We start from the raw sequence: 20,951 nt of genomic DNA on the forward strand, positions 1-20,951 counted from the left end.
TTAGGGTAAATCGTGACCATTTTTGATGGGGTTGTTCAAAAAAACAGCGTATCTCATGCTGTTTGATTCTAAATCATCGCCTTAGACCCGCTTTACGCTTTGTGCGAATTATTTGTGCAATCACCTTGAGTTTCACAGGCCGTACAAGTATTATGACGCGTCAATTTTTCAGCCGCCCTTTAACACGTTCCTTGCCTCCATGGGCCGCGGCTGACCCAGACAGGAGGCTGAATAATCCGTAAGGAGCAATTCGATGCGTCATTACGAAATCGTTTTTATGGTCCATCCTGACCAGAGCGAACAGGTTCCGGGCATGATCGAGCGCTACACTGGTGCAATCACTGCAGCAGAAGGTACGATCCACCGTCTGGAAGACTGGGGCCGCCGTCAGCTGGCTTATCCGATCAACAAACTGCACAAAGCTCACTACGTTCTGCTGAACGTTGAAGCTCCGCAGGAAGCGATCGATGAGCTGGAAACTAACTTCCGCTTCAACGATGCCGTTATCCGCAGCATGGTTATGCGTACTAAACACGCTGTTACCGAAGCATCTCCGATGGTTAAAGCGAAAGACGAGCGTCGTGAACGTCGCGATGATTTCGCAAACGAAACCGCAGATGATGCTGAAGCTGGGGATTCTGAAGAGTAATTTCTGATGACCAACCGTCTGGCGCTGTCCGGCACCGTGTGCAGGGCTCCCCTTCGAAAGGTCAGTCCATCAGGAATTCCTCACTGCCAGTTCGTGCTTGAGCATCGTTCTGTGCAAGAGGAAGCCGGCTTTCACCGGCAGGCGTGGTGCCAAATGCCCGTTATTATTAGCGGACACGAAAACCAGGCCATTACTCACAGTATAACGGTCGGTAGCGCAGTCACCGTTCAGGGCTTTATCTCTTGCCACAAAGCAAAGAATGGCCTGACTAAAATGGTCCTGCATGCCGAGCAGATTGAATTGATAGATTCTGGAGACTAGCCATATGGCACGTTATTTCCGTCGTCGCAAGTTCTGCCGTTTCACCGCGGAAGGCGTTCAAGAGATCGACTATAAAGATATCGCTACGCTGAAAAACTACATCACCGAAAGCGGTAAGATTGTCCCAAGCCGTATCACCGGTACCCGTGCAAAATACCAGCGTCAGCTGGCTCGCGCTATCAAACGCGCTCGCTACCTGTCCCTGCTGCCGTACACTGATCGTCATCAGTAATCGGTCACGGTCCATTAATACGACTTTGAGAGGATAAGGTAATGCAAGTTATTCTGCTTGATAAAGTAGCAAACCTCGGTAGCCTGGGTGATCAGGTTAACGTTAAAGCGGGCTATGCTCGTAACTTCCTGGTACCACAGGGTAAAGCTGTTCCTGCTACCAAGAAAAACGTTGAATTCTTCGAAGCACGCCGTGCTGAACTGGAAGCCAAACTGGCTGACGTTCTGGCCGCTGCTAACGCACGTGCTGAAGCAATCAATGCACTGGGCACCGTTACCATCGCGTCTAAATCTGGCGACGAAGGTAAACTGTTCGGTTCCATCGGTACTCGCGACATCGCTGATGCAGTTTCTGCTGCTGGCGTTGCTGTTGCTAAGAGCGAAGTTCGCCTGCCGAACGGCGTTCTGCGTACCACTGGTGAGCACGAAGTTGACTTCCAGGTTCACAGCGAAGTATTCGCTAAACTGGTTGTAAACGTTGTTGCTGAGTAATTAATTACTCATCACCACGACAAGACGCCGGCCCTGTGCCGGCGTTTTGCTTTTTATCGCTTCTGCTTTAGCGCTGGTATGGTAGCTATTTCTCATACAATCCATGATAATAAATGAAACGTCATTTTAACTCTGGTGTATGGAATGGAAACTGCCTGCCCGGCTCCCGTCTTTGCCCGTAAACATGTTGCTTACGCCTGTGCAACGCTCTGTTGCCTGCTGTGGGGAAGTTCTTACCCCGCCATTAAAAACGGTTATGAACTCTTTCACATCGCGACCGACGATATCCCGTCGAAGATAGTCTTTGCTGGCTACCGGTTTCTGTTTGCCGGGCTGGTGTTGCTGCTTTTCGCGCTGGCGCAGCGTAAACCTATCGCACGCCTGAGCGGTCGCCAGTTCGGTCAGCTCACACTGCTGGGGCTCACGCAAACCTCCATCCAGTACGCCTTCTTCTACATCGGTCTGGCGTTCACGACGGGCGTGAAGGGGTCCATCATGAATGCGACAGGCACCTTCTTTAGCGTGTTACTGGCGCACTTTATCTATCAGAATGACCGCCTGAGCTATAACAAAACCATCGGCTGCGTGCTGGGCTTTATCGGCGTGATGCTGGTGAACTTCAACCACTCGCTGGCGGATTTCAGCTTTGTCTGGCAGGGCGATGGCTTTGTAGTGCTCGCCGCCTTTATCCTGTCGGCAGCCACGCTCTATGGCAAACGTATCTCACAAACGGTTGACCCTACGGTCATGACGGGCTGGCAACTGGCGATCGGCGGTGGCGCGCTGGTGGTGGGCGGCTATCTCACGGGGGGGCATCTGGCAATTGAGAGCACGACGGCGCTGGCGATCCTCGCGTATCTGGTATTCCTCTCATCCGTCGCTTTCGCTCTGTGGAGCGTGATTCTCAAATACAACCGCGTCAGTATGATTGCGCCATTTAACTTCGTTATTCCGGTCGCGGGAACGGTGCTGTCCGCTATCTTCCTCGGTGAAAATATTCTGGAAGTGAAATACGCGGTGGCGCTGGTGCTGGTGTGCTCGGGGATTTGGTGGGTGAATAAGGTCAGCAAAAAGTAAGGTCAGCCCGATGATGATGTCATCGGGCTAATGCATTACCGCGCGCGAATAAAACTGCCGTTCGGCTGGCGGGTAAACAGCACTTGTCCATTCCCGGTATCAATGGTTAGCCCTGTTACCACACCGCTGGCGTTCTGGCGAATTTGTACCATTTGGCCGTTTTGCAGGTTGCTCAGCGGCTTGCCAGCACCTTCGACCTGCGCCATCGCGTAAACATCGGTTGCCGGAAGATTATGGTCGCGGAACAGCTGTGCCAGCGTTTTACCGGGTTCTACGCGGTAGGAGCGCCACTGCTGGTCGATGCCCTGATTTTCCTGGAACGGCTGCGTTTGCGGCTGGCTCTGCGCCTGTGGCTGCTCTTGCTCCTGCGGCTGTTCTTCAGGAACAGGTTCCGGCTCAACAGGAGCGACCAGGCCGGGATCGTTGCTCGGCGTCACCAGCTGCGTTTGCATTGGCGCGTTGTCGGGCTGTGGGCGTGATTGCGACTGCACATCGAGCTGCGCAGTGCGGCTTACCGGATCGGACGTTGTGTCGTCGTTTGACGGCAGCAGGAAGCCGATGATCACCGCCAGCGCAGCAATAATAATGCCGCGACGGTGCATGGGTGGTAGCGGGTCCATGATGCGAAGATTATCCGGCGCATGCCAAATCTTCACCAGCGTAGGTTTTAACTCAAATCGCCCGGGCATGGTTTTCCTCCTGCTCCGCGTCTTTTATTATCCTCGTCACGAGTATAGCTGGCTAACTGCCTGAACGGCGAGGCAAAGCGCGCTTTCGCAACACATCCTTAGGCAAGATCATTCTCCCAGCCTATTGTTTCTTTTTCCCCGCGATTTGTCATCTTTCCTGACACAAAGTTTACCGTTCAGGGCATGGCTGTTATGCTGCCCGCTACTTTATACCCGAAGAAAGGAAAGACAATGGCCACCCCGACTTTTGACACCATCGAAGCACAGGCAAGCTACGGCATCGGCCTGCAGGTAGGACAGCAGCTGAGCGAGTCCGGTTTGCAGGGCCTGCTGCCGGAAGCGCTGGTAGCTGGCATCGCTGACGCACTGGAAGGCAAACAGCCTGCTGTGCCTGTTGAAGCTGTGCACCGTGCGCTGCGTGAAATCCACGAACGTGCTGATGCTGTGCGTAAAGAACGTTTTGCAGCGATGGCGGCAGACGGTGTGAAATACCTGGAAGAAAACCGTGAAAAAGAAGGCGTGAACAGCACCGAATCCGGTCTGCAATTCCGCGTTCTGACTCAGGGCGAAGGCGCTATCCCGGCGCGCACCGACCACGTTCGCGTGCACTATACCGGTAAACTGATCGACGGCACCGTATTCGACAGCTCCGTTGCGCGCGGCGAACCGGCTGAATTCCCGGTTAACGGCGTTATCGCAGGCTGGATCGAAGCGCTGACCCTGATGCCGGTTGGCTCCAAATGGGAACTGACTATCCCTCATAACCTGGCCTACGGCGAGCGCGGCGCTGGTGCGTCCATTCCGCCGTTCAGCACCCTGGTCTTTGAAGTCGAGTTGCTGGAAATCCTGTAAGCTCGCGTCATCCCCTCTCCTTATGGTGAGGGGATACTTAAAATGAGTAGTAAATTCTTAAGTTAGACATTTGCTGGAGTTTTATCTTGCAAATACATCTATTGCGTGTATTTTTGTGACGTGATTCCCATAGTTGGAGTGATATAACACTCACTTTCAACATATAATTAACATTATATTCAAATCATAGTATTCATCCCGCCGATTCTTACCTAATATCGAGTCATCCTATTTTCGGGATCGTCTCATTAGATGAAATAAAGGCCACAAGAGCCTGCACAACACAGACAGAACCAACAGGAAGAAAATCACATGGTAGATCAGATAAAAGTCGCAGCCGACGAAGAACAGGCTCCGGCTGAACAATCGCTGCGGCGAAACCTCACGAACCGGCATATTCAGCTTATTGCAATTGGTGGCGCAATTGGTACCGGGCTGTTTATGGGTTCCGGGAAAACCATTAGTCTTGCCGGCCCGTCGATTATTTTTGTCTATATGATAATCGGCTTCATGCTCTTCTTCGTGATGCGTGCGATGGGCGAGCTGCTGTTATCCAACCTCGAATATAAATCTTTCAGCGACTTCGCCGCCGACCTGCTTGGCCCGTGGGCGGGGTATTTCACCGGCTGGACCTACTGGTTCTGCTGGGTGGTCACCGGCATGGCCGACGTTGTGGCGATAACCGCCTATGCGCAGTTCTGGTTCCCGGGGCTGTCGGACTGGGTGGCATCACTTGCCGTTGTCGTGCTGCTTTTGAGCCTGAACCTTGCTACCGTGAAGATGTTCGGTGAGATGGAGTTCTGGTTTGCGATGATCAAAATCGTCGCCATTGTGGGACTGATTGTCGTCGGCCTGGTGATGATCCTGATGCACTTCCAGGCACCAAACGGCACCGAGGCCTCATTTGCACACCTGTGGAATGACGGCGGCTGGTTCCCGAAAGGCATTAGCGGCTTCTTTGCAGGCTTCCAGATAGCGGTCTTCGCCTTCGTGGGGATTGAGCTGGTGGGTACGACGGCTGCGGAAACCAAAGACCCGGAGAAATCCCTGCCACGGGCGATCAACTCGATTCCGATTCGTATCATCATGTTCTACGTCTTCGCGCTGATCATCATTATGTCCGTGACGCCGTGGAGCTCTGTTGTCCCGGATAAGAGCCCGTTTGTAGAACTGTTTATGCTGGTCGGCCTGCCGGCGGCAGCAAGCATTATCAACTTCGTGGTGCTGACGTCAGCGGCGTCTTCCGCGAACAGCGGCGTATTCTCAACCAGCCGTATGCTGTTCGGCCTGGCGCAGGACGGCGTGGCACCGAAAGCGTTCGCCAAGCTCTCTAAACGCGCGGTACCGGCGAAAGGGCTGACCTTCTCCTGTATCTGCCTGCTGGGCGGCGTGGTGCTGCTGTATGTGAACCCAAGCGTGATCGCGGCGTTTACCATGATCACCACCGTCTCCGCGATTCTGTTTATGTTCGTGTGGACGATTATCCTGTGTTCTTACCTGGTGTATCGCAAACAGCGTCCGCATCTGCACGAGAAATCGATCTACAAGATGCCGCTGGGTAAAGTGATGTGCTGGGTCTGCATGGCGTTCTTTGCGTTCGTTATCGTTCTGTTGACGCTGGAAACCGATACCCGTCAGGCGCTGATCGTCACTCCGCTGTGGTTCGTGATTCTGGGGCTGGGCTGGATGTTCCTGAGAAAAAAAGCCATCGCCAAATAAGCGGATGAGAAATGTCAAAAAGGTGCTTAACGGCACCTTTTTTTATGCCTGTCTAAACGTATTCCGAAAATTGAAACTTGCTGTATAAATAAACAGTGTTTTGTGTGGCGAAGGGTATGATTGCTGGCGGGTGCCTGAGGCTTTCTGACTTCAGGCTACTGCGGAGGTTGGAGAGAGGAGGCCCCAGGAAGATGTTAACTATCAACCTGAGGCTGACTACCCGACCCAAACAATCGGATAGTAGCCTCTTCTTCGCATGGAGGCAACGCGATGCTGACAAAATACGCCCTTGTGGCAATCATAGTGCTCTGTTTTACGGTGCTGGGATTGGCGTTAATGATGGGAGATTCGCTCTGCGAATTGAGCGTCAAGGAGCGCGGTATTGAGTTTAAGGCTGTTCTCGCTTGCGAAACGAAGAAATAGCCGTTATGCGGGGAGCAATCCCCGCATAGTCGGGTCCGATTCCTGGGAAAGGAACCTAAGGCACCTTTTTTATTCCCCCGCCAGCGCGCGTGGGAACAGTACGTTGTTTTCGAGGCTGATGTGTTCCATCAGGTCATCGATCATTTCATTAATGCCGTTATACATCGCCTTCCAGGTGGTGCAGGCCTCTGGCGGAATGGTCACGTTTTGGGTGGTGTGTTTAATGACTTCCAGCAGTTCACCTGCTTCGTCGTGCTCGCTTTCCATCACGCTGATTGGCCCCATCGCCTGGCTGCCCATGCCCTGTTTGATCATCGGGAACAGAATCTGCTCCTCTTTCATCATGTGGCTGGAGAGCTCCTGATGCAGCATCGTCAGATATTTTGCCAGGCCTTTTGGCACGTTCGGTTTGTCGGCGTGTACGCGTTCGACTTTGGTGGCCTGTAAAATCAATTCCGGCAGTTGTTCACGGTGGCGATCGTGGTAGCGCGGAATAATGTAATCGATGATTTCACCCAGCGGGGCGGTACGCCAGTCTTTCTCAACCGGCTGCTCAGCCAGTTTTGCCAGCTCAGCCTCAATCACGTCAACGTCCAGTTCCTTGCGAGCCGCAGCGCGAGCCAGGGTTTGCTTACCGCCGCAGCAGTAGTCCATATCGTATTTACGAAACAGCGCAGATGCGCGCGGGATGGAGAGCGCCAGCTCACCTAAAGGTTGGTCGCGGAAGGCCATAGTCGTTACCTCGTCATCGATAATATAAGATGTATTTTAAATGCATCTTTAAGGCGAAGATATACCCCTTTGGGGGTGATCTTCCTCGGAACGGGGTGGCCTGACAGGCAAAGTGCGCTTTGTTCTTGCCGGATGCGGCGTAAACGCCTTATCCAGCCTACAAAGTAGCGCTAATTCAATATGTTGCACAAACTCTGTAGGCCTGATAAGCGCAGCGCCATCAGGCATTTTTTGTCTCCTGACTCAACTCCCGTAGCGCAGGCTTAACGGGCTTTGCGCGTACCGCAATCACCACGCCCAGCACCAGCAGGGCAATTCCGCTCAGCGTCAGCAGCGGCGGTACGCTCTGGCGAAGTATGAAGGTATAAAGCAACCCGGCCAGCGTCTCGAACACGATCAACGGCCCAAGGATGACGGTAGGTAAACGCTGGCTGGCGATGTTCCAGCACAGCGCGCCGACCCACGAGCAGAGCACGGCAATAGCGATCATCAGCGTAATAAACACCATCGGACGCGGGCCAAACGGCAGCGGAAAACCTTCAGGCTGGGTGCTCAGCCAGCCACAGGCGGCAAAATAACCCAGCAGCGACACCGGCAGCGTCACCAGCGCCTGCGCGGTGGCCCACATCATTGGGTGCTTATCCGGGTTTTCCCGTAGCCAGCGGGCGTTGCGCAGGGCATACCACGCCCAACACACCACCGAGACTAACGCCAGCGCAATACCGGATGCGTAGCGCGTCCAGTTGAAGTCCTGTAAGCCGTGGCTTAACTCGGCGATATTCACGCACGCCAGGCCAATACCAATGCAGATAAGCGCCGGAGCCAGTTTCGACCAGGCGAGTTTGCCGTCGCGCTGGCTGTAGAGCAGATTAGCAAAAACCGGAATAACCACGGGCAGTGTGCCGATGATCATGGTTGAGACGGGCGCGCCGGTGCGCTGAATCGCGCTCGCCAGACACACGTAATAAATCAGGTTGCCCATCATAGTCAGCGCCAGGGCGGTAAACCAGTCGCGCCGGTTGAGCTGCTTTAGCCTTGTGCGCCCCAGCCATGCCAGCGGCAAGGCGATAAGCCCCAGCGCCAGATAACGCCCGGTCGATTGCAGCACCGCAGGATATTCCGGCACGATCAACGGCCCGACAAAAATCAAACCCCACATCAGCCCCGCCAGCAGAGCGTACAGCACACCACTAATCATTTTTACATCCACATTGACCACTGTTCGCCACAGTGTAGGCGGGTGCAGGGCGGGAATATTGTACCGGATTGCGCATTAGCGCCTGGCAACCTGCTTCTGGTAGCGCACCGGAGTGATGCCGTAGCGCCGGGTAAAGGCGCGGGTGAGATGCGACTGATCGGTAAGGCCTGTGGCCGCCGCCACCTCGGCCGCAGGCATGCCGTGGGTCAGAAACGCTTTCGCGCGCCACAGGCGGATCGCCATCAGCATTTGATGCGGAGTGACGTGGAAATGCGCTTTAAACTGGCGCTGAAAATGATACGGGCTTAGTGCCACGACCTGCGCCAGTTCGTCGAGTGTCACGGGCTGCATGTAGTTATCGTGCAGATAGTCGCGAACCTGGTCGAAGCGATGGCTGGCTTCCGCACTCTGCGGCGCATGATGGGCGAAGGGGCGGAAGGTATCAATAAGATCGAGCAGAACGCCTTGTTGAGCCAGCGGATCGCGGGTATGCCACAACTGATAAATCTGCTGGCCGATAAGCTGCGAGCGCTGCGGGTCATGGCGCAATACATCGCTAAACCACCAGTGACGGACACCGGTGATCTCTTCAAGCTGCGTCGGGTCGAGGTAAATCATGCGATAACGCCAGCCGTCGGCGGTTTCCGCTTCACCGGTATGGAGTTCGTCGGGGTTCATGGTGACAATCGAATTCACCGATGCCACATACTGGCTGCCGCGATAGCGAAAACGCTCCGCGCCCAGCTCAATGGTGCCGATGCCGAAGGCTTCATGCGTATGCGGTTCGAAGGCGTAGCGCGAGATATGCGCGTGATACAGCTCCACGCCCGGCACCTGCGCCAGGTGCCGGAAGTTGGCGCTGTCTTTTTCGTCTGTGAAGTGGTCAGGTACGCCCTGCACGGATAGGCTCCTCCGGTATCATCTTTTCATTATCGAAGATGACCCGGAGGGACGCTACAAAAATTAACCAAATAGTAACCTTCAGAGGATACCTTTGACGCTCTCAGCAAGTGTCGTGGTTGGACGGCCAATCAGTTTACTCAGCGTTTTGCTGTCATCAAACAGACCGCCTTTTGACGCGCCAGTATCCGAATCCGCCAGCATATCCGCCAGACCCGCAGGCAGACCAACCCCTTTCAGCGCGGCAGCGAAATCGGCTTCGCTCAGGTTCTGATAGGCAACCGGTTTGCCACTCTGTTTGGTCAGTTCCGCTGCCAGTTGCGTCAGCGTCCAGGCGCTGTCGCCCGCCAGTTCATAGACCTTGCCTTCGTGACCTGCTTCGCTAATTACATGCGCCGCCGCGGCCGCATAATCGGCGCGCGTTGCGGATGCAATTTTGCCGTCGCCTGCCGCGCCAATAAATACGCCATGTTCCAGCGCTGCCGGGGCGCTGGCGAGATAGTTCTCGGTATACCAGCCGTTGCGCAGCAGAGTGTAAGCGATGCCGGAATCCGCCAGCATTTTCTCGGTTTCAACGTGTTCATCAGCGAGGCCGAGCGGGGAGGTATCCGCATGCAGCAGGCTGGTGTAAGCGATAAATTTCACGCCCGCAGTCTTCGCCGCGTTAATCACGTTGCGATGCTGCGGGGCACGCTGGCCCACTTCGCTGGAAGAGATCAGCAGCAGTTTATCCACACCCTGAAGGGCCGATTTCAGCGCGGCTTCATCGCTGTAGTCGCCCTGGCGTACGTGAATGCCCTGCGCAGTCAGTGCCTGTGCTTTTGCCGGGTTACGCACGATAGCCACAACAGTGCTCGCAGGAACGGTTTTCAGTAAGGATTCGATAACATGCTGGCCCAGTTGGCCGGTTGCGCCGGTAATTGCAATCATGGGAAGTCTCCATCGGTTTGTCTTGTGTTTAAATACGCTAACACCTAAACTTACTTTTAGTAAGTACGCACAAAAAGGTAAGTGTAAAATGAGTCAGGTGAGCCTGTCGCAACAACTGAAAGAGGGTAATCTCTTCGCCGAACAGTGCCCGTCGCGCGATGTGCTGAAACATGTCACCAGCCGCTGGGGTGTATTGATTCTGGTCGCGCTGCGCGAGGGTACGCATCGTTTTAGCGATCTGCGCCGTAAGATGGGCGGGGTGAGTGAAAAGATGCTCGCCCAGTCGTTACAGGCGCTGGAGCAGGATGGTTTTCTCAACCGCATCGCCTATCCGGTCGTACCGCCGCATGTGGAGTATAGCCTTACGCCGCTGGGTGAGCAGGTGAGTGAGAAGGTTGCCGCGCTGGCCGACTGGATTGAGCTGAATTTGCCAGAAGTGCTGGCGGTGCGGGATGAACGTGCGGCATAAATGCCCCCTCACCCCGGCCCTCTCCCACAGGGAGAGGGAGAAAACCGGCGCAGAGCGTTCATACCGCACTATCGGTTCCCTCTCCCTGTGGGAGAGGGTTAGGGTGAGGGGCATTACTTCCTCAAATCCACCTGATAAATCGCAAAGCCGATATCATCGGTCGCGACCTGCTTCATCGGATACTGCGCCTTCTGTTTAATAAACGCCGCTGCTTTCTCAGAAGGTGAGGTTTCAAAGCGAATATCCAACGCGGCCTTGCTGGCAATCGGCGCTAAGCGCCAGTTGTTATCCGCTGCCGGGTGAATAGCGCCTGCACGTTTCGATTCGGCACTTATCCAGCTGGCCAGCACGGAACGGTTCTCATCCGGTGAGGCGAACGCGATATGCCCGTCGCCCGTGCCCGCGAACTTGCCGCCGTAAGCGCGATAGTTATTGGTCGCCACCAGGAATGTTGCGTTCGGGTCGATCGGTTTCCCTTTAAATTTCAGATCTTTCACGCGCTCCGCTTTTGGGTTCACCGTCTGGCATTCACCGTCGTAGCGTGCCGGTTGGCTGACATCAATTTGATACGTCACGCCGTCAATAACGTCAAAGTTATAGGTGCGGAAGCCATCCCAGTTGATGAGCGACTGCGGTTTGGTGCTGGTCGGGTCAATCTGGTTAAACTGTCCGGCTGAACACTCCAGCCACTCTTTCACCTCTTTACCGCTGGCTTTCACCACGACCAATGTGTTCGGATAGAGATACAGATCGGCGGCGTTACGGAAAGTCAGTTGCCCTTTCTCGACCTCGACATAGCTCGCCGGGTCGTTCTTACGTCCACCGGCTTTAAACGGCGCGGCGGCGGAAAGCACCGGCAGTTTTGCCAGATCCGGATCGCCCTGAATATAGTGCTCGACGTAGGCTTTCTGCGCCATATTGACGACCTGCACGGTCGGATCGTCCTGCACCAGCGACAGGAAACTGTACATATTGTCGGACGATTTTCCGATAGGCTTGCTGACAAACTCGCGCGTGGCGTCGTGATCCGCTTTTAAGATTTCAACCAGCTTGCTGTCTTCCGCCGCCAGCGATTTCTTCGCCGTCGTATCGTAGATTGGGCGTGCTTCCGCTTTCGACGAGGTGATCTGCCATTTGCCGCTGTCATTATTCAGCACCAGATCGACCACGCCCAGATGGTCGCCCCACATTCCGGGCATCACCGCAGGCACACCGTTCAGCGTTCCTTTATCAAGGTCTACGCCTTTGATATCCGCGAAATCTTTCCCCGGGAAAACGGCATGCGCGTGGCCAAACATAATCGCATCAACGCCCGGCACTTCACTCAGGTAGTAAACGGAGTTCTCCGCCATCGCCTTATACGGGTCGGCAGAGAGCCCGGAGTGGGCAATCACGACGACCACATCCGCACCGTTTTTACGCATCTCTGGCACATAGTGGCGGGCGGTTTCGGTGATGTCGTTGACTGTCACTTTGCCGTCAAGATTGGCTTTATCCCACGTCATGATTTGCGGCGGCACAAAACCGATATAGCCGATACGCAGCGTATGCGTTGCGCCGTCTTTATCTTTCACCGTGGTTTCTTTTATCAGATAGGGTGTAAAAAGCGGTTTCTTGCTCTTAACGTCGATGATATTGGCGTTAATATACGGGAATTTTGCGCCGGCGATGGCCTTATGCAGGAAGTCCAGCCCATAGTTAAACTCATGGTTGCCCAGGTTTCCCACCACGTAATCGAGCGTGTTCATCGCCTTATAAACCGGATGCGTATCCCCGGCTTTTAAGCCTTTGGCTGCTGCGTAGTCGCCCATCGGGCTGCCCTGAATCACATCGCCGTTATCCACCAGCACGCTGTTGGCGGCCTCCGCGCGGGCGGCATTAATTAAACTGGCGGTGCGGACCAGTCCGAATTTCTCGGTGGCAGAATCTTTGTAATAGTCGAAATCCATCATATTGCTGTGCAAATCAGTGGTTTCCAGAATGCGGAGATCGACCGTGGCGGCGTTGACGCTGGCAGCAATCAGCGTGGCCAGGAGCGTTGCGCTAAACTTAATCATCAGGGGGCGTCCTTTTCAGATCCAGGGCACATAAGAAAATGTATGTACATTCTGTTGCTTACGAGAATGTGAATCATGCCAGAAAAGGATGACCGGAAACCGGCAGCGCTTCACAGATATCCTGACCCGGCGTCGCCGATGGGAATGGCGCAATGCGTGACGATGCGATATAAATAAAACAACGAGTTAACACCACTGCAATCTCAACGAGGTGGAGAATGTTAGAACAAGTATGTCAGCTTGCACGGAACGCGGGCGATGCCATTATGCAGGTTTATGATGGAGCGCTACCGATGGACGTTGCCAGCAAGAAAGACGATTCTCCCGTCACGGCAGCGGATATTGCGGCGCACCATGTGATTGTTAACGGCCTCAAAGCGCTGGCGCCTGACATTCCGATTCTGTCGGAAGAGGACCCGCCGGGCTGGGATGTGCGTCAGCACTGGCAGCGCTACTGGCTGGTGGACCCACTGGATGGCACCAAAGAATTTATTAAGCGCAACGGCGAATTCACCGTCAATATCGCCTTGATTGAGCACGGTAAGCCGGTACTGGGCGTGGTGTACGCGCCGGTCACGAAGGTGATGTACAGCGCAGCCGAAGGCAAAGCGTGGAAAGAAGAGTGCGGCGTGAGTAAACAAATTCACGCCCGCGATGCACGCCCGCCGCTGGTGGTGATTAGCCGTTCGCACAGTAGCGATCCGGAACTCGCTGAATATTTACAACAGTTGGGTGAGCATCAGACCACCTCTATTGGCTCATCGCTCAAGTTCTGCCTGGTCGCAGAAGGGCAGGCGCAGCTCTACCCGCGTTTTGGGCCGACCTGCGTCTGGGATACTGCCGCAGGGCACGCGGTGGCCGTTGCCGCCGGGGCGCGGGTTCACGACTGGCAGGGGAAAACCCTCGATTACACGCCGCGTGAATCCTTCCTCAACCCCGGCTTCCGCGTCGCTATTTTTTAAGTAATGTGTGCAGCAGGGTAACCACCTGCTGCACTTCATCCTGCGTCAACGCGCCATCTTTTGCCCACTGCACGCGGCCGTCTTTATCCAGCACCGCAATCGCTGAACTCTCTTCTTCCAGCTGCCAGGCTTTCATCACCACGCCGTTGCTGTCGACCACAATCTGCGACCATGGGAAGAGCTTTTTATTGCTCTCCAGACTGTTACGCACAAACATTCCGGTGCCCGGAATGGCGTCGTCGGTGTTGACGATGGTGGTGGTCTGGTAGCGGTCATGCGGCAGGTTCGCCGCTTTAATGGCTTCAATCAGCCCGGCATTCTTCTCTTTGGCGGAAGTGCGTCCGGCAATATGTTGCACCACTCGCACTTTTCCAGGAAGCTGCGCGCTATTCCAGCTTTTGTAGCTAAACTTATCATTGTCGAGCATCAATTCACCGCGATCGGCAACGCCTACCGCAGGTACGCGTTCACCCTCTTTCAGCGCGTGGGCGGACGCCATCAACGGCATTAACAGGCATGAAATGGCCAACAGAGAACGTAAGGTCATGGTGTGTCCTTCTTTTTATGCAGGTGATCCGACCACTTGGCCGATGCTTTTAAGCATAAGTGCTATTGATATGTTTTTCCCGCAAGGTTAGTGCCACTTTGTGGCGGAACGCACATAACCGCAGTAAATCGAAGGCTTATACTGTATTCATCGTATAGCTGAAAAGAAAATTCTCAATTATTGTAATAAAAAGGTAAATAAAGCTCCCTATACTAGGGTAGCTCTGTGGTTATGGACTATAGTTAACGGGTATTTAACATTGCGCCCCGGAGCGTTGAACCAAATTTGGAATCAACAAGGGCGTTATACTCGCAGGAGATAAGAATGAAAATTTTCCAACGCTACAACCCGCTTCAGGTGGCAAAGTACGTAAAAATCCTGTTCCGTGGACGGTTGTACATCAAGGACGTTGGTGCTTTTGAGTTTGATAAGGGGAAAATTTTGCTCCCCAAGATTAAGGACAAGCAGCACTATTCTGTGATGTCCGAGGTCAACCGCCACGTTATGCGTCTGCAAACCGAGATGGCATAACGGCAGCTAGCGGCAGAAAAGCAAACGGCTCCCAATGGGAGCCGTTGATGTTTTCAGGGAAGCGATTTATGCTGCTGTACCTTTCTCTTCGATTTCAGCCTGTTTTGGCACTAATACCGTCGGCTTGTTATCAATGCGCGTGACCAGCAGCTGGTCGATGCGGTAGTTATCAATATCCACCACCTCGAACTTGTAGCCGGAGAACTTCACCGCATCGGTGCGTTTCGGGATTTTACGCAGCATAAACATCATGAAGCCACCGATGGTTTCATAGTTGCCAGACTGCGGGAAGTCATCGATATCCAGCACGCGCATCACGTCGTCAATCGGCGTACCGCCATCGATGAGCCATGAGTTTTCATCGCGCGCCACAATCTGCTCTTCCAGGCCCTGGCCGACCAGGTCGCCCATCAGGGTGGTCATCACGTCGTTCAGGGTGATGATGCCCACCACCAGCGCGTATTCGTTCATGATAACCGCGAAGTCTTCACCCGCCGTTTTGAAGCTTTCCAGCGCTTCAGAAAGGGTCAGCGTGTCCGGCACAATCAGGGTATTGCGGATCTGCACCCCGCTGTTCAGCGCCATGCTTTGGTTTGCCAGCACGCGGTTCAGCAGATCTTTCGAATCGACATAACCAATGATGTGGTCGATATCTTCGTTACACACCAGGAACTTAGAGTGAGGATGCTCGGCCACTTTGTTTTTCAGGCTCTGCTCATCTTCATGCAGGTCAAACCAAATCACGTTTTCGCGCGACGTCATGGAAGACGGCACGGTACGTGATTCCAGCTCAAACACGTTCTCAATCAGTTCATGTTCTTGTTTACGCAGCACACCCGCCAGCGCACCCGCTTCCACCACCGCATAAATGTCGTCAGACGTAATATCGTCTTTACGCACCATCGGCAGTTTGAAAATACGGAAGATGTTGTTGGCGAGGCCGTTGAAGAACCAGACCAGCGGACGGAAGACCAGAAGACAGAAGCGCATCGGGTTGATGATGCGCAAAGCCACGGCTTCCGGCGAAATCATACCGATGCGCTTCGGCGTCAGGTCGGCGAACAGAATAAACAAGCCGGTCACCAGCGAGAAGGAGAGAATAAAGCTCAGCTGCTCGGCGAGCTCAGGAGACATGTAATTCAAAAACAGGCTGTGGAACGCCGGTGAGAATGCCGCATCGCCCACGATACCGCCTAAAATGGCGACCGCGTTAAGGCCAATTTGCACCACGGTGAAGAACATACCGGGGTTTTCCTGCATTTTCAGGATGCGTTGCGCATTCACATTGCCTTCATCGGCCAGCAGCTTGAGTTTGATTTTACGGGAGGCAGCCAGCGAGATCTCGGATATCGAGAAAAAGGCGCTGACGGCAATCAGGCAAAGTATTACTAAAATACTGTTTAACATATCTTATCCGACCGTTAAGGCCAGATCCTCGGAAGGGAAGTTGAACGTCGTGTGGAATACACTAAAAACCGGTCCGAAGGCACTGGACCGGCGAATTCGCAGCTAGTATAGCGTAAAAGAGTGTAAATTCGCCAGTGGGCGCATTTTGCTTAGCGGGGAAGGTCAATCCAGCGACGCTGCGCCGAGGATTGATAAAGGGCGTTGACCATTCTCAGCGATACCGCCGCATCGTGAATATCGGCCCCGCCGTATTGCGTCGGGTCGAGGATTGCCGCATAGAAATCGTTTATCGCCTGGCGGTGGCTGTCGCCCCAGTAGCGTTTGACGTTGCCGTGCGGCAGCTCGTCATTAACGAGCGCCGTGCGTTGCTCATCGACAACCTGCCAGAGCGTGCTGCGTTCGAGCTGTAAGAATCCGCGCTCAAAGTGGATCTCCAGCGCCAGTGGGGAATCGGTGGTGTAGCAGTTGGTGGCGTAGAAAATGCCGCGCGCGCCGTTGTTGAACTCCATCGTTGCCATCGCCGAATCTTCGGTTTCGATAAGCGATTCGAGCAGGCTGGTTTCCACCACACCCTTAATGCGCCGCACGCCGCCGGCAAACCACTGCATCAAATCCAGCGTATGAATCGCCTGATTTATCAACAGGCTGCCGCCCTCCGTAGCCCAGCGACCACGCCACGGGCTTTCGTTATAGTACGTGCCGTGGCGATGCCAGGTCAGGCTGGCTTTGACGCTTAACATGTTGCCGAGCGTTCCATTCTGGATAATCTGGCGGATGCGCTGGCTGGTGGGGTTAAGGCGATTCTGGTAGCAGACCGCAAGCTGCGTATCGGCACGCTCGACCGCAGCCTGGATCTGCGCCAGTTCACTCCCATTCATGACGACAGGCTTTTCACTAAAGACGTGTTTGCCCGCCGCCAGTGCGGCGATAATCATCTCCCGGTGCAGATGATGGGGTGTACAGATGTGCACCACATCGACGTCTGCATCGGCCAGAAGGTCGCGGTAGTCGGCGTAAAAGCGGCAATTATACTTTTCTGCCAACGCCCGGCCCTTGTCAACATCCGTATCAACAAGTGCGTACAACCGGGCTTGCGGGTGCTGGAGTATCGGGTCTGCATGGCAACCATGAATGGAGCCTGCGCCGATAATCGCTGCATGAATGGGTCCCATAGTGCCTCCGTTAGGCCTGAGCGTTGGCCAGCATTTGCGCCTTCACGCACAGCTCGGCGGCTTTAAACGTGTGTTCCTGGGTCATGGCATTTTCGGTGCGGTTCAGGCAATCGAGAATCAACTCGCCGAAGTAGGGGAAGCCTACTTTACCCGCCACCGGATAGCGGAACTCGCCCTCTTTGTTGACCAGATAAACCACATCCTGCTCCTTGCGGGTGATATCGACATACTTGCGAATTTCGATATAGCCCTCGGTGCCCAGCAGCGTCAGACGGCCGTCGCCCCAGCTTGAAAGGCCGTCCGGTGTGAACCAGTCGCAGCGGAAATAGCCGGTTGCGCCGTTGTCGCCCGCCAGCATCGCGTCGCCGAAATCTTCAAACAGCGGATACTGCGGATGATTAACGTTGCGCACCTGGCTTGCCACCACGCGCGCGTTGCGGTTGCCGGTATAAAAGAGGAATTGCTCAATCTGATGGCTGCCGATATCGCACAGAATGCCGCCGAACAGGGCTTTATCGTAGAACCATTCCGGGCGTCCTTCGCCTTCACGGTGCGGGCCAACGCCGAGGGTTTGCATTACGCGGCCAATCGCCCCTTGTTCCACCAGTTGCCCGGCGAAGACGGCACTTTCAACGTGCAGGCGTTCGCTGTAATACACCGCGTATTTACGCCCGGTTTCCAGCACTTTGCGTTTTGCCTGTTCCAGTTGCGCCAGGGTGGTCAGGGGCGCTTTATCGGTGAAATAATCTTTGCCTGCATCCATCACTTTCAGGCCCAGCGGGCAGCGCTCAGAAGGCACGGCGGCACCAGCAACCAGCTGCACGCTGGCATCGGTCAGAATGGTTTCCAGAGAATCAGCCACCTTCACCTGCGGATACTGCTCGACGAATTTCGCCACCTTAGCCGGGTCGGGATCGAACACCCACTTCAGCGTTGCACCCGCTTCAATCAAGCCGTTACACATGCCGTAGATATGGCCGTGATCCAGCGCGGCGGCGGCAATGATAAATTCGCCCGGCGCAACCACCGGCTGAGGTTTGCCCACCGGGGCGTAGTTCATTCCGTCTTTGATGCTCATTGTTGTGTTCCTTTATGGCTGCGGTGCAGGGTTTTCCCCCTCACCCTAACCCTCTCCCTCAAGGGAGAGGGGACCGGTTTTCTCCCTCTCCCTGTGGGAGAGGGCCGGGGTGAGGGCATTACCAGGTTCCGGACGCGTCCAGGGTTTTACTCTCGACGTTTTTATCCACTGACGTTGCAATGCGCTCATCCAGCAGCTGTTTGAACAGTGCTTCATTCAGCGGCAGATCGACCCAGTTGTCCGTCCAGGTGGAAAGGTGCATTGCGTTAGAGAGCGTCAGGCCGCGAATGCCTTCCTGACCGGGTGCCAGCAGCGGCGTACCGTGCAGCACGGCGGCAGCGAAGTTGGTGGTGATCACGTGATGATCGCTGCACTCCGGTGCCACCGGCATAGTCACTTCCCAGCACTCCGGTTCGCCAAAGCCGTTTTGCCAGCGGGCGTTGAATTCGGTTTCCGATTCGCGCAGTCGCCAGAAGCGCAGCTTGCCCTCTTCAACCACCACTTTGCCGCGATCGCCGGCGATTTCCAGGCGGTTCGTACCGGGGGCTTCTGCGGTGGTGGTGATAAACACGCCCGTCGCACCGTTGGCGTACTCCGCGTAAGCGGTGACTTCGTTTTCGACTTCAATCTGGCGATGTTTGCCGAACTGGCAGAACGCGCGCACGCGAACGGGCATACCGACCAGCCATTGCCAAAGGTCAAGCTGGTGCGGGTCCTGGTTGAGCAGCACGCCGCCGCCTTCGCCTTTCCAGGTGGCGCGCCAGCCGCCGGAGTTGTAGTAGCTTTGTGAGCGATACCAGTTGGTGATTATCCAGTTAGAACGGCGAATTTCGCCCAGTTCGCCGCTGTCGATCAGGTCTTTCACTTTCTGATACAGCGGGTTAGGGCGCTGGTTGAACATCATGCCGAACACCACATTGCAGCCGCGCGCGAATTCGTTCATCTCGCGTACCTGCGCGGTGTACACGCCAGCCGGTTTTTCGCACAGCGTATGAATGCCCAGGCGCATCGCCATCATCGACAAACGCGGATGCTCGTAGTGCGGTGTAGAGACAATCACCGCGTCAATCAGCCCGCTTTGCAGCATCTCCTGCGCATCGCTAAACAGTGCGACTTCTTCGCCCACTAACGCGCGAATGGTCGCGTGTTTTTCAGGATTGTTGTCGCACACCGCCGTCAGGCAGGCCTCTTTGACCGTTCCCGCCAGCAGATAGCGGGCGTGAACCGTACCGATATTCCCCACACCAATAATGCCAAACCGTACCTTCTTCATGCTGTACCTTGCGTCGTAAAAAGGGTTGATGTCTGCAACATAGAAAAGGTGAAACGGGGCGACAAACGGATTTTGTGAGAATGCTCGCAGGGAAAGCAGGAATATGGGCGAAAGGGTAAAAAAAGGTTTTAAAATCAGCTTACTGGTTCTGCAAATATTTGCAGAATTTGATTGCGAGCGAGATCACATCATGTCCGGTAAGCTGAAAATGAAGCAGATCGCCACCCAAACGGGCTACTCCATCAGCACCGTTTCACGCGTGCTGAGCGGGAAATCGTACACCAGTGAAAAAGCGCGGGCGGCGATAGTGAAATGCGCGCGCCGTTTAGGTGTGCTGGAAGAGATGGCGAGCGGGCGTTTGCTGATTAATGGCATCGCCGTGTTTGCGCCGGCGCGTACGTTTACCGCCAACGGCGACACCTTTTATCAGGAAGTGACCAAAGGCATTGCTGACGCGGTGGCCCCGCACGATGTGTATCTCTCCTGGTGCGGGCTGGAGGAGCGGCAGGCGGACATTCGTCTTTTTCTCGATAAGACCGGCAGTAAGCACATCAACGCGATCATTATTATCGGCACCGACGACCCAACTATCTTTAAGCTCGCAGCCAGTCTGAATAAACCCTGCGTGCTGATTAACTCTCATGACAAAGAGATGGCGCTCGATGCGGTATCGCCGGATCACCACGCCATTGGTTACAGTGCGCTGCGTCATCTGTTTGAGAACGGGCATCGGCGCGTGTTATCGCTCACCTGCCTGCGGCGCGAAACGCTCTATACGCGTCTGGAAGGTATAAAACAGGCTTATCGCGACTACCACGTTCCGTTTGATCCCGAGCAGTCTTTGATTGTGACGGAAGGATTTTCAGCTCACGAAGCGGAACAGGCGCTGGACGCCTGGCTGAGTAGTCACCCACGCGGCCTCTGGCCAGAGGCGATTTTCCCCGGAAGTTCAGGGATGACGGTGGGCGTGCAGCGCGTGCTGACGCGTCATGGCCTGCGCGTGCCGCAGGATATCTCGCTGTTGACCACTGATTTTAGCTGGCACCTGAGAAATGCCTCAGTGACGGGCGTTGAAGTGCCGTGTCGGGAACTCGGCATTGAGGCCGTTCACCTGTTGCAAACGCGGCTGAATCGCCCGCAGGCCCCCATTTTCAACCTGCTGTTGCAGGGTAAAATACGCGAAGCGGGCAGCGTGGTTAGCGCCACGCGGCATACGGCCCGCGCGGCGATTTCTCCGTAGCG

23 protein-coding genes are annotated in these 20,951 nt (G+C 54.9%); 12 read left to right on the forward strand and 11 right to left on the reverse strand.

The genetic code is table 11. The features are described from left to right. Positions 1-253: 253 nt before the first annotated feature. From rpsF to AC1MKH_RS02300, 5 genes are all read left to right on the forward strand, one after another. Positions 254-649 carry a 30S ribosomal protein S6 gene (gene rpsF / locus AC1MKH_RS02280; RefSeq protein WP_015966190.1) on the forward strand — a complete coding sequence of 132 codons (396 nt, stop codon included), beginning with the start codon at positions 254-256 and terminating at the stop codon, positions 647-649. A 6-nt stretch (positions 650-655) separates the two neighbouring features. Next, the gene (gene priB / locus AC1MKH_RS02285; RefSeq protein ID WP_015966189.1) at positions 656-970 is read left to right on the forward strand and encodes a primosomal replication protein N; all 315 of its coding nucleotides are present in this window, start codon (positions 656-658) and stop codon (positions 968-970) included. Positions 971-974: 4 nt separating this feature from the next. Next, positions 975-1,202 carry a 30S ribosomal protein S18 gene (rpsR, locus tag AC1MKH_RS02290; protein ID WP_000135199.1) on the forward strand — a complete coding sequence of 76 codons (228 nt, stop codon included), beginning with the start codon at positions 975-977 and terminating at the stop codon, positions 1,200-1,202. A gap of 41 nt (positions 1,203-1,243) precedes the next feature. Beyond that, the gene (rplI, locus tag AC1MKH_RS02295; RefSeq protein ID WP_015368607.1) at positions 1,244-1,693 is read left to right on the forward strand and encodes a 50S ribosomal protein L9; all 450 of its coding nucleotides are present in this window, start codon (positions 1,244-1,246) and stop codon (positions 1,691-1,693) included. A gap of 144 nt (positions 1,694-1,837) precedes the next feature. After that, positions 1,838-2,770, forward strand: coding sequence for a DMT family transporter (locus tag AC1MKH_RS02300; RefSeq protein ID WP_108476141.1), 933 nt, complete (start codon positions 1,838-1,840; stop codon positions 2,768-2,770). Positions 2,771-2,805: 35 nt separating this feature from the next. On the opposite strand, the gene AC1MKH_RS02305 is transcribed toward AC1MKH_RS02300, so the two are convergent. Next, positions 2,806-3,459 (reverse strand): LysM-like peptidoglycan-binding domain-containing protein, encoded by a 654-nt coding sequence (locus tag AC1MKH_RS02305; protein ID WP_276220625.1) that lies wholly within the window; start codon positions 3,457-3,459, stop codon positions 2,806-2,808. A gap of 231 nt (positions 3,460-3,690) precedes the next feature. Between AC1MKH_RS02305 and bamJ the strand changes: the two genes are divergently transcribed. The 3 genes from bamJ (at position 3,691) to AC1MKH_RS02320 (ending at position 6,453) form a co-directional block, all read left to right on the forward strand. Continuing rightward, positions 3,691-4,311: a BamJ family beta-barrel-assembly machinery protein gene (bamJ, locus tag AC1MKH_RS02310; protein ID WP_015966186.1), complete on the forward strand. Its 621-nt coding sequence runs from the start codon at positions 3,691-3,693 to the stop codon at positions 4,309-4,311. Positions 4,312-4,623: 312 nt separating this feature from the next. Then, a complete protein-coding gene (cycA, locus tag AC1MKH_RS02315) occupies positions 4,624-6,030 on the forward strand; it encodes a D-serine/D-alanine/glycine transporter (RefSeq protein ID WP_276220621.1) in 1,407 nt (468 codons plus the stop codon). Between the two features lie 270 nt (positions 6,031-6,300). Then, positions 6,301-6,453 carry a Hok/Gef family protein gene (locus AC1MKH_RS02320; RefSeq protein WP_188016907.1) on the forward strand — a complete coding sequence of 51 codons (153 nt, stop codon included), beginning with the start codon at positions 6,301-6,303 and terminating at the stop codon, positions 6,451-6,453. A 69-nt stretch (positions 6,454-6,522) separates the two neighbouring features. On the opposite strand, the gene ytfE is transcribed toward AC1MKH_RS02320, so the two are convergent. The 4 genes from ytfE to AC1MKH_RS02340 all read right to left on the reverse strand — a co-directional run bounded on the left by ytfE (position 6,523) and on the right by AC1MKH_RS02340 (position 10,213). Continuing rightward, complete coding sequence (ytfE, locus tag AC1MKH_RS02325) at positions 6,523-7,185, reverse strand: iron-sulfur cluster repair protein YtfE (RefSeq protein WP_149462875.1); 663 nt, start codon at positions 7,183-7,185, stop codon at positions 6,523-6,525. Between the two features lie 220 nt (positions 7,186-7,405). Beyond that, complete coding sequence (locus tag AC1MKH_RS02330) at positions 7,406-8,383, reverse strand: DMT family transporter (RefSeq protein WP_276220617.1); 978 nt, start codon at positions 8,381-8,383, stop codon at positions 7,406-7,408. A gap of 75 nt (positions 8,384-8,458) precedes the next feature. Continuing rightward, positions 8,459-9,283 (reverse strand): AraC family transcriptional regulator, encoded by an 825-nt coding sequence (locus tag AC1MKH_RS02335; RefSeq protein WP_276220616.1) that lies wholly within the window; start codon positions 9,281-9,283, stop codon positions 8,459-8,461. Between the two features lie 81 nt (positions 9,284-9,364). Beyond that, complete coding sequence (locus AC1MKH_RS02340) at positions 9,365-10,213, reverse strand: SDR family oxidoreductase (RefSeq protein ID WP_276220615.1); 849 nt, start codon at positions 10,211-10,213, stop codon at positions 9,365-9,367. An 88-nt stretch (positions 10,214-10,301) separates the two neighbouring features. Between AC1MKH_RS02340 and AC1MKH_RS02345 the strand changes: the two genes are divergently transcribed. Beyond that, on the forward strand, positions 10,302-10,682 hold the full coding sequence (locus AC1MKH_RS02345; RefSeq protein ID WP_041686329.1) for a winged helix-turn-helix transcriptional regulator: 381 nt from the start codon (positions 10,302-10,304) through the stop codon (positions 10,680-10,682). Positions 10,683-10,795: 113 nt separating this feature from the next. On the opposite strand, the gene AC1MKH_RS02350 is transcribed toward AC1MKH_RS02345, so the two are convergent. After that, entirely contained in the window at positions 10,796-12,739 is a 1,944-nt protein-coding gene (locus AC1MKH_RS02350; protein WP_276220614.1) for a bifunctional 2',3'-cyclic-nucleotide 2'-phosphodiesterase/3'-nucleotidase, read from the reverse strand. 218 nt (positions 12,740-12,957) lie between these two features. Here AC1MKH_RS02350 and cysQ point away from each other — a divergent pair, with 218 nt between their 5' ends. Further along, positions 12,958-13,701, forward strand: a complete 744-nt coding sequence (gene cysQ / locus AC1MKH_RS02355) for a 3'(2'),5'-bisphosphate nucleotidase CysQ (RefSeq protein WP_276220613.1) — start codon at positions 12,958-12,960, stop codon at positions 13,699-13,701. Here the strand turns inward: cysQ and AC1MKH_RS02360 are convergent. Next, positions 13,691-14,248, reverse strand: a complete 558-nt coding sequence (locus tag AC1MKH_RS02360) for a YtfJ family protein (RefSeq protein WP_276220612.1) — start codon at positions 14,246-14,248, stop codon at positions 13,691-13,693. The genes cysQ and AC1MKH_RS02360 overlap by 11 nt on opposite strands. A 324-nt stretch (positions 14,249-14,572) precedes the next feature. Here AC1MKH_RS02360 and AC1MKH_RS02365 point away from each other — a divergent pair, with 324 nt between their 5' ends. Continuing rightward, a complete protein-coding gene (locus AC1MKH_RS02365) occupies positions 14,573-14,779 on the forward strand; it encodes a DUF1107 domain-containing protein (protein ID WP_015966176.1) in 207 nt (68 codons plus the stop codon). A 66-nt stretch (positions 14,780-14,845) separates the two neighbouring features. Here the strand turns inward: AC1MKH_RS02365 and paeA are convergent, their stop codons facing one another. The 4 genes from paeA to AC1MKH_RS02385 all read right to left on the reverse strand — a co-directional run bounded on the left by paeA (position 14,846) and on the right by AC1MKH_RS02385 (position 19,709). Continuing rightward, on the reverse strand, positions 14,846-16,186 hold the full coding sequence (gene paeA, locus AC1MKH_RS02370) for a polyamine export protein PaeA (protein ID WP_149462883.1): 1,341 nt from the start codon (positions 16,184-16,186) through the stop codon (positions 14,846-14,848). A 149-nt stretch (positions 16,187-16,335) separates the two neighbouring features. After that, positions 16,336-17,358: a Gfo/Idh/MocA family protein gene (locus AC1MKH_RS02375; protein WP_276220611.1), complete on the reverse strand. Its 1,023-nt coding sequence runs from the start codon at positions 17,356-17,358 to the stop codon at positions 16,336-16,338. A gap of 10 nt (positions 17,359-17,368) precedes the next feature. Next, positions 17,369-18,436: a Gfo/Idh/MocA family protein gene (locus AC1MKH_RS02380; protein ID WP_276220610.1), complete on the reverse strand. Its 1,068-nt coding sequence runs from the start codon at positions 18,434-18,436 to the stop codon at positions 17,369-17,371. 118 nt (positions 18,437-18,554) lie between these two features. After that, entirely contained in the window at positions 18,555-19,709 is a 1,155-nt protein-coding gene (locus AC1MKH_RS02385; protein ID WP_276220609.1) for a Gfo/Idh/MocA family protein, read from the reverse strand. 190 nt (positions 19,710-19,899) lie between these two features. Here AC1MKH_RS02385 and AC1MKH_RS02390 point away from each other — a divergent pair, with 190 nt between their 5' ends. After that, on the forward strand, positions 19,900-20,949 hold the full coding sequence (locus AC1MKH_RS02390; RefSeq protein ID WP_276220608.1) for a LacI family DNA-binding transcriptional regulator: 1,050 nt from the start codon (positions 19,900-19,902) through the stop codon (positions 20,947-20,949). Positions 20,950-20,951: the final 2 nt, after the last annotated feature.

The organism is Pseudocitrobacter sp. CD920760 (assembly GCF_057782505.1).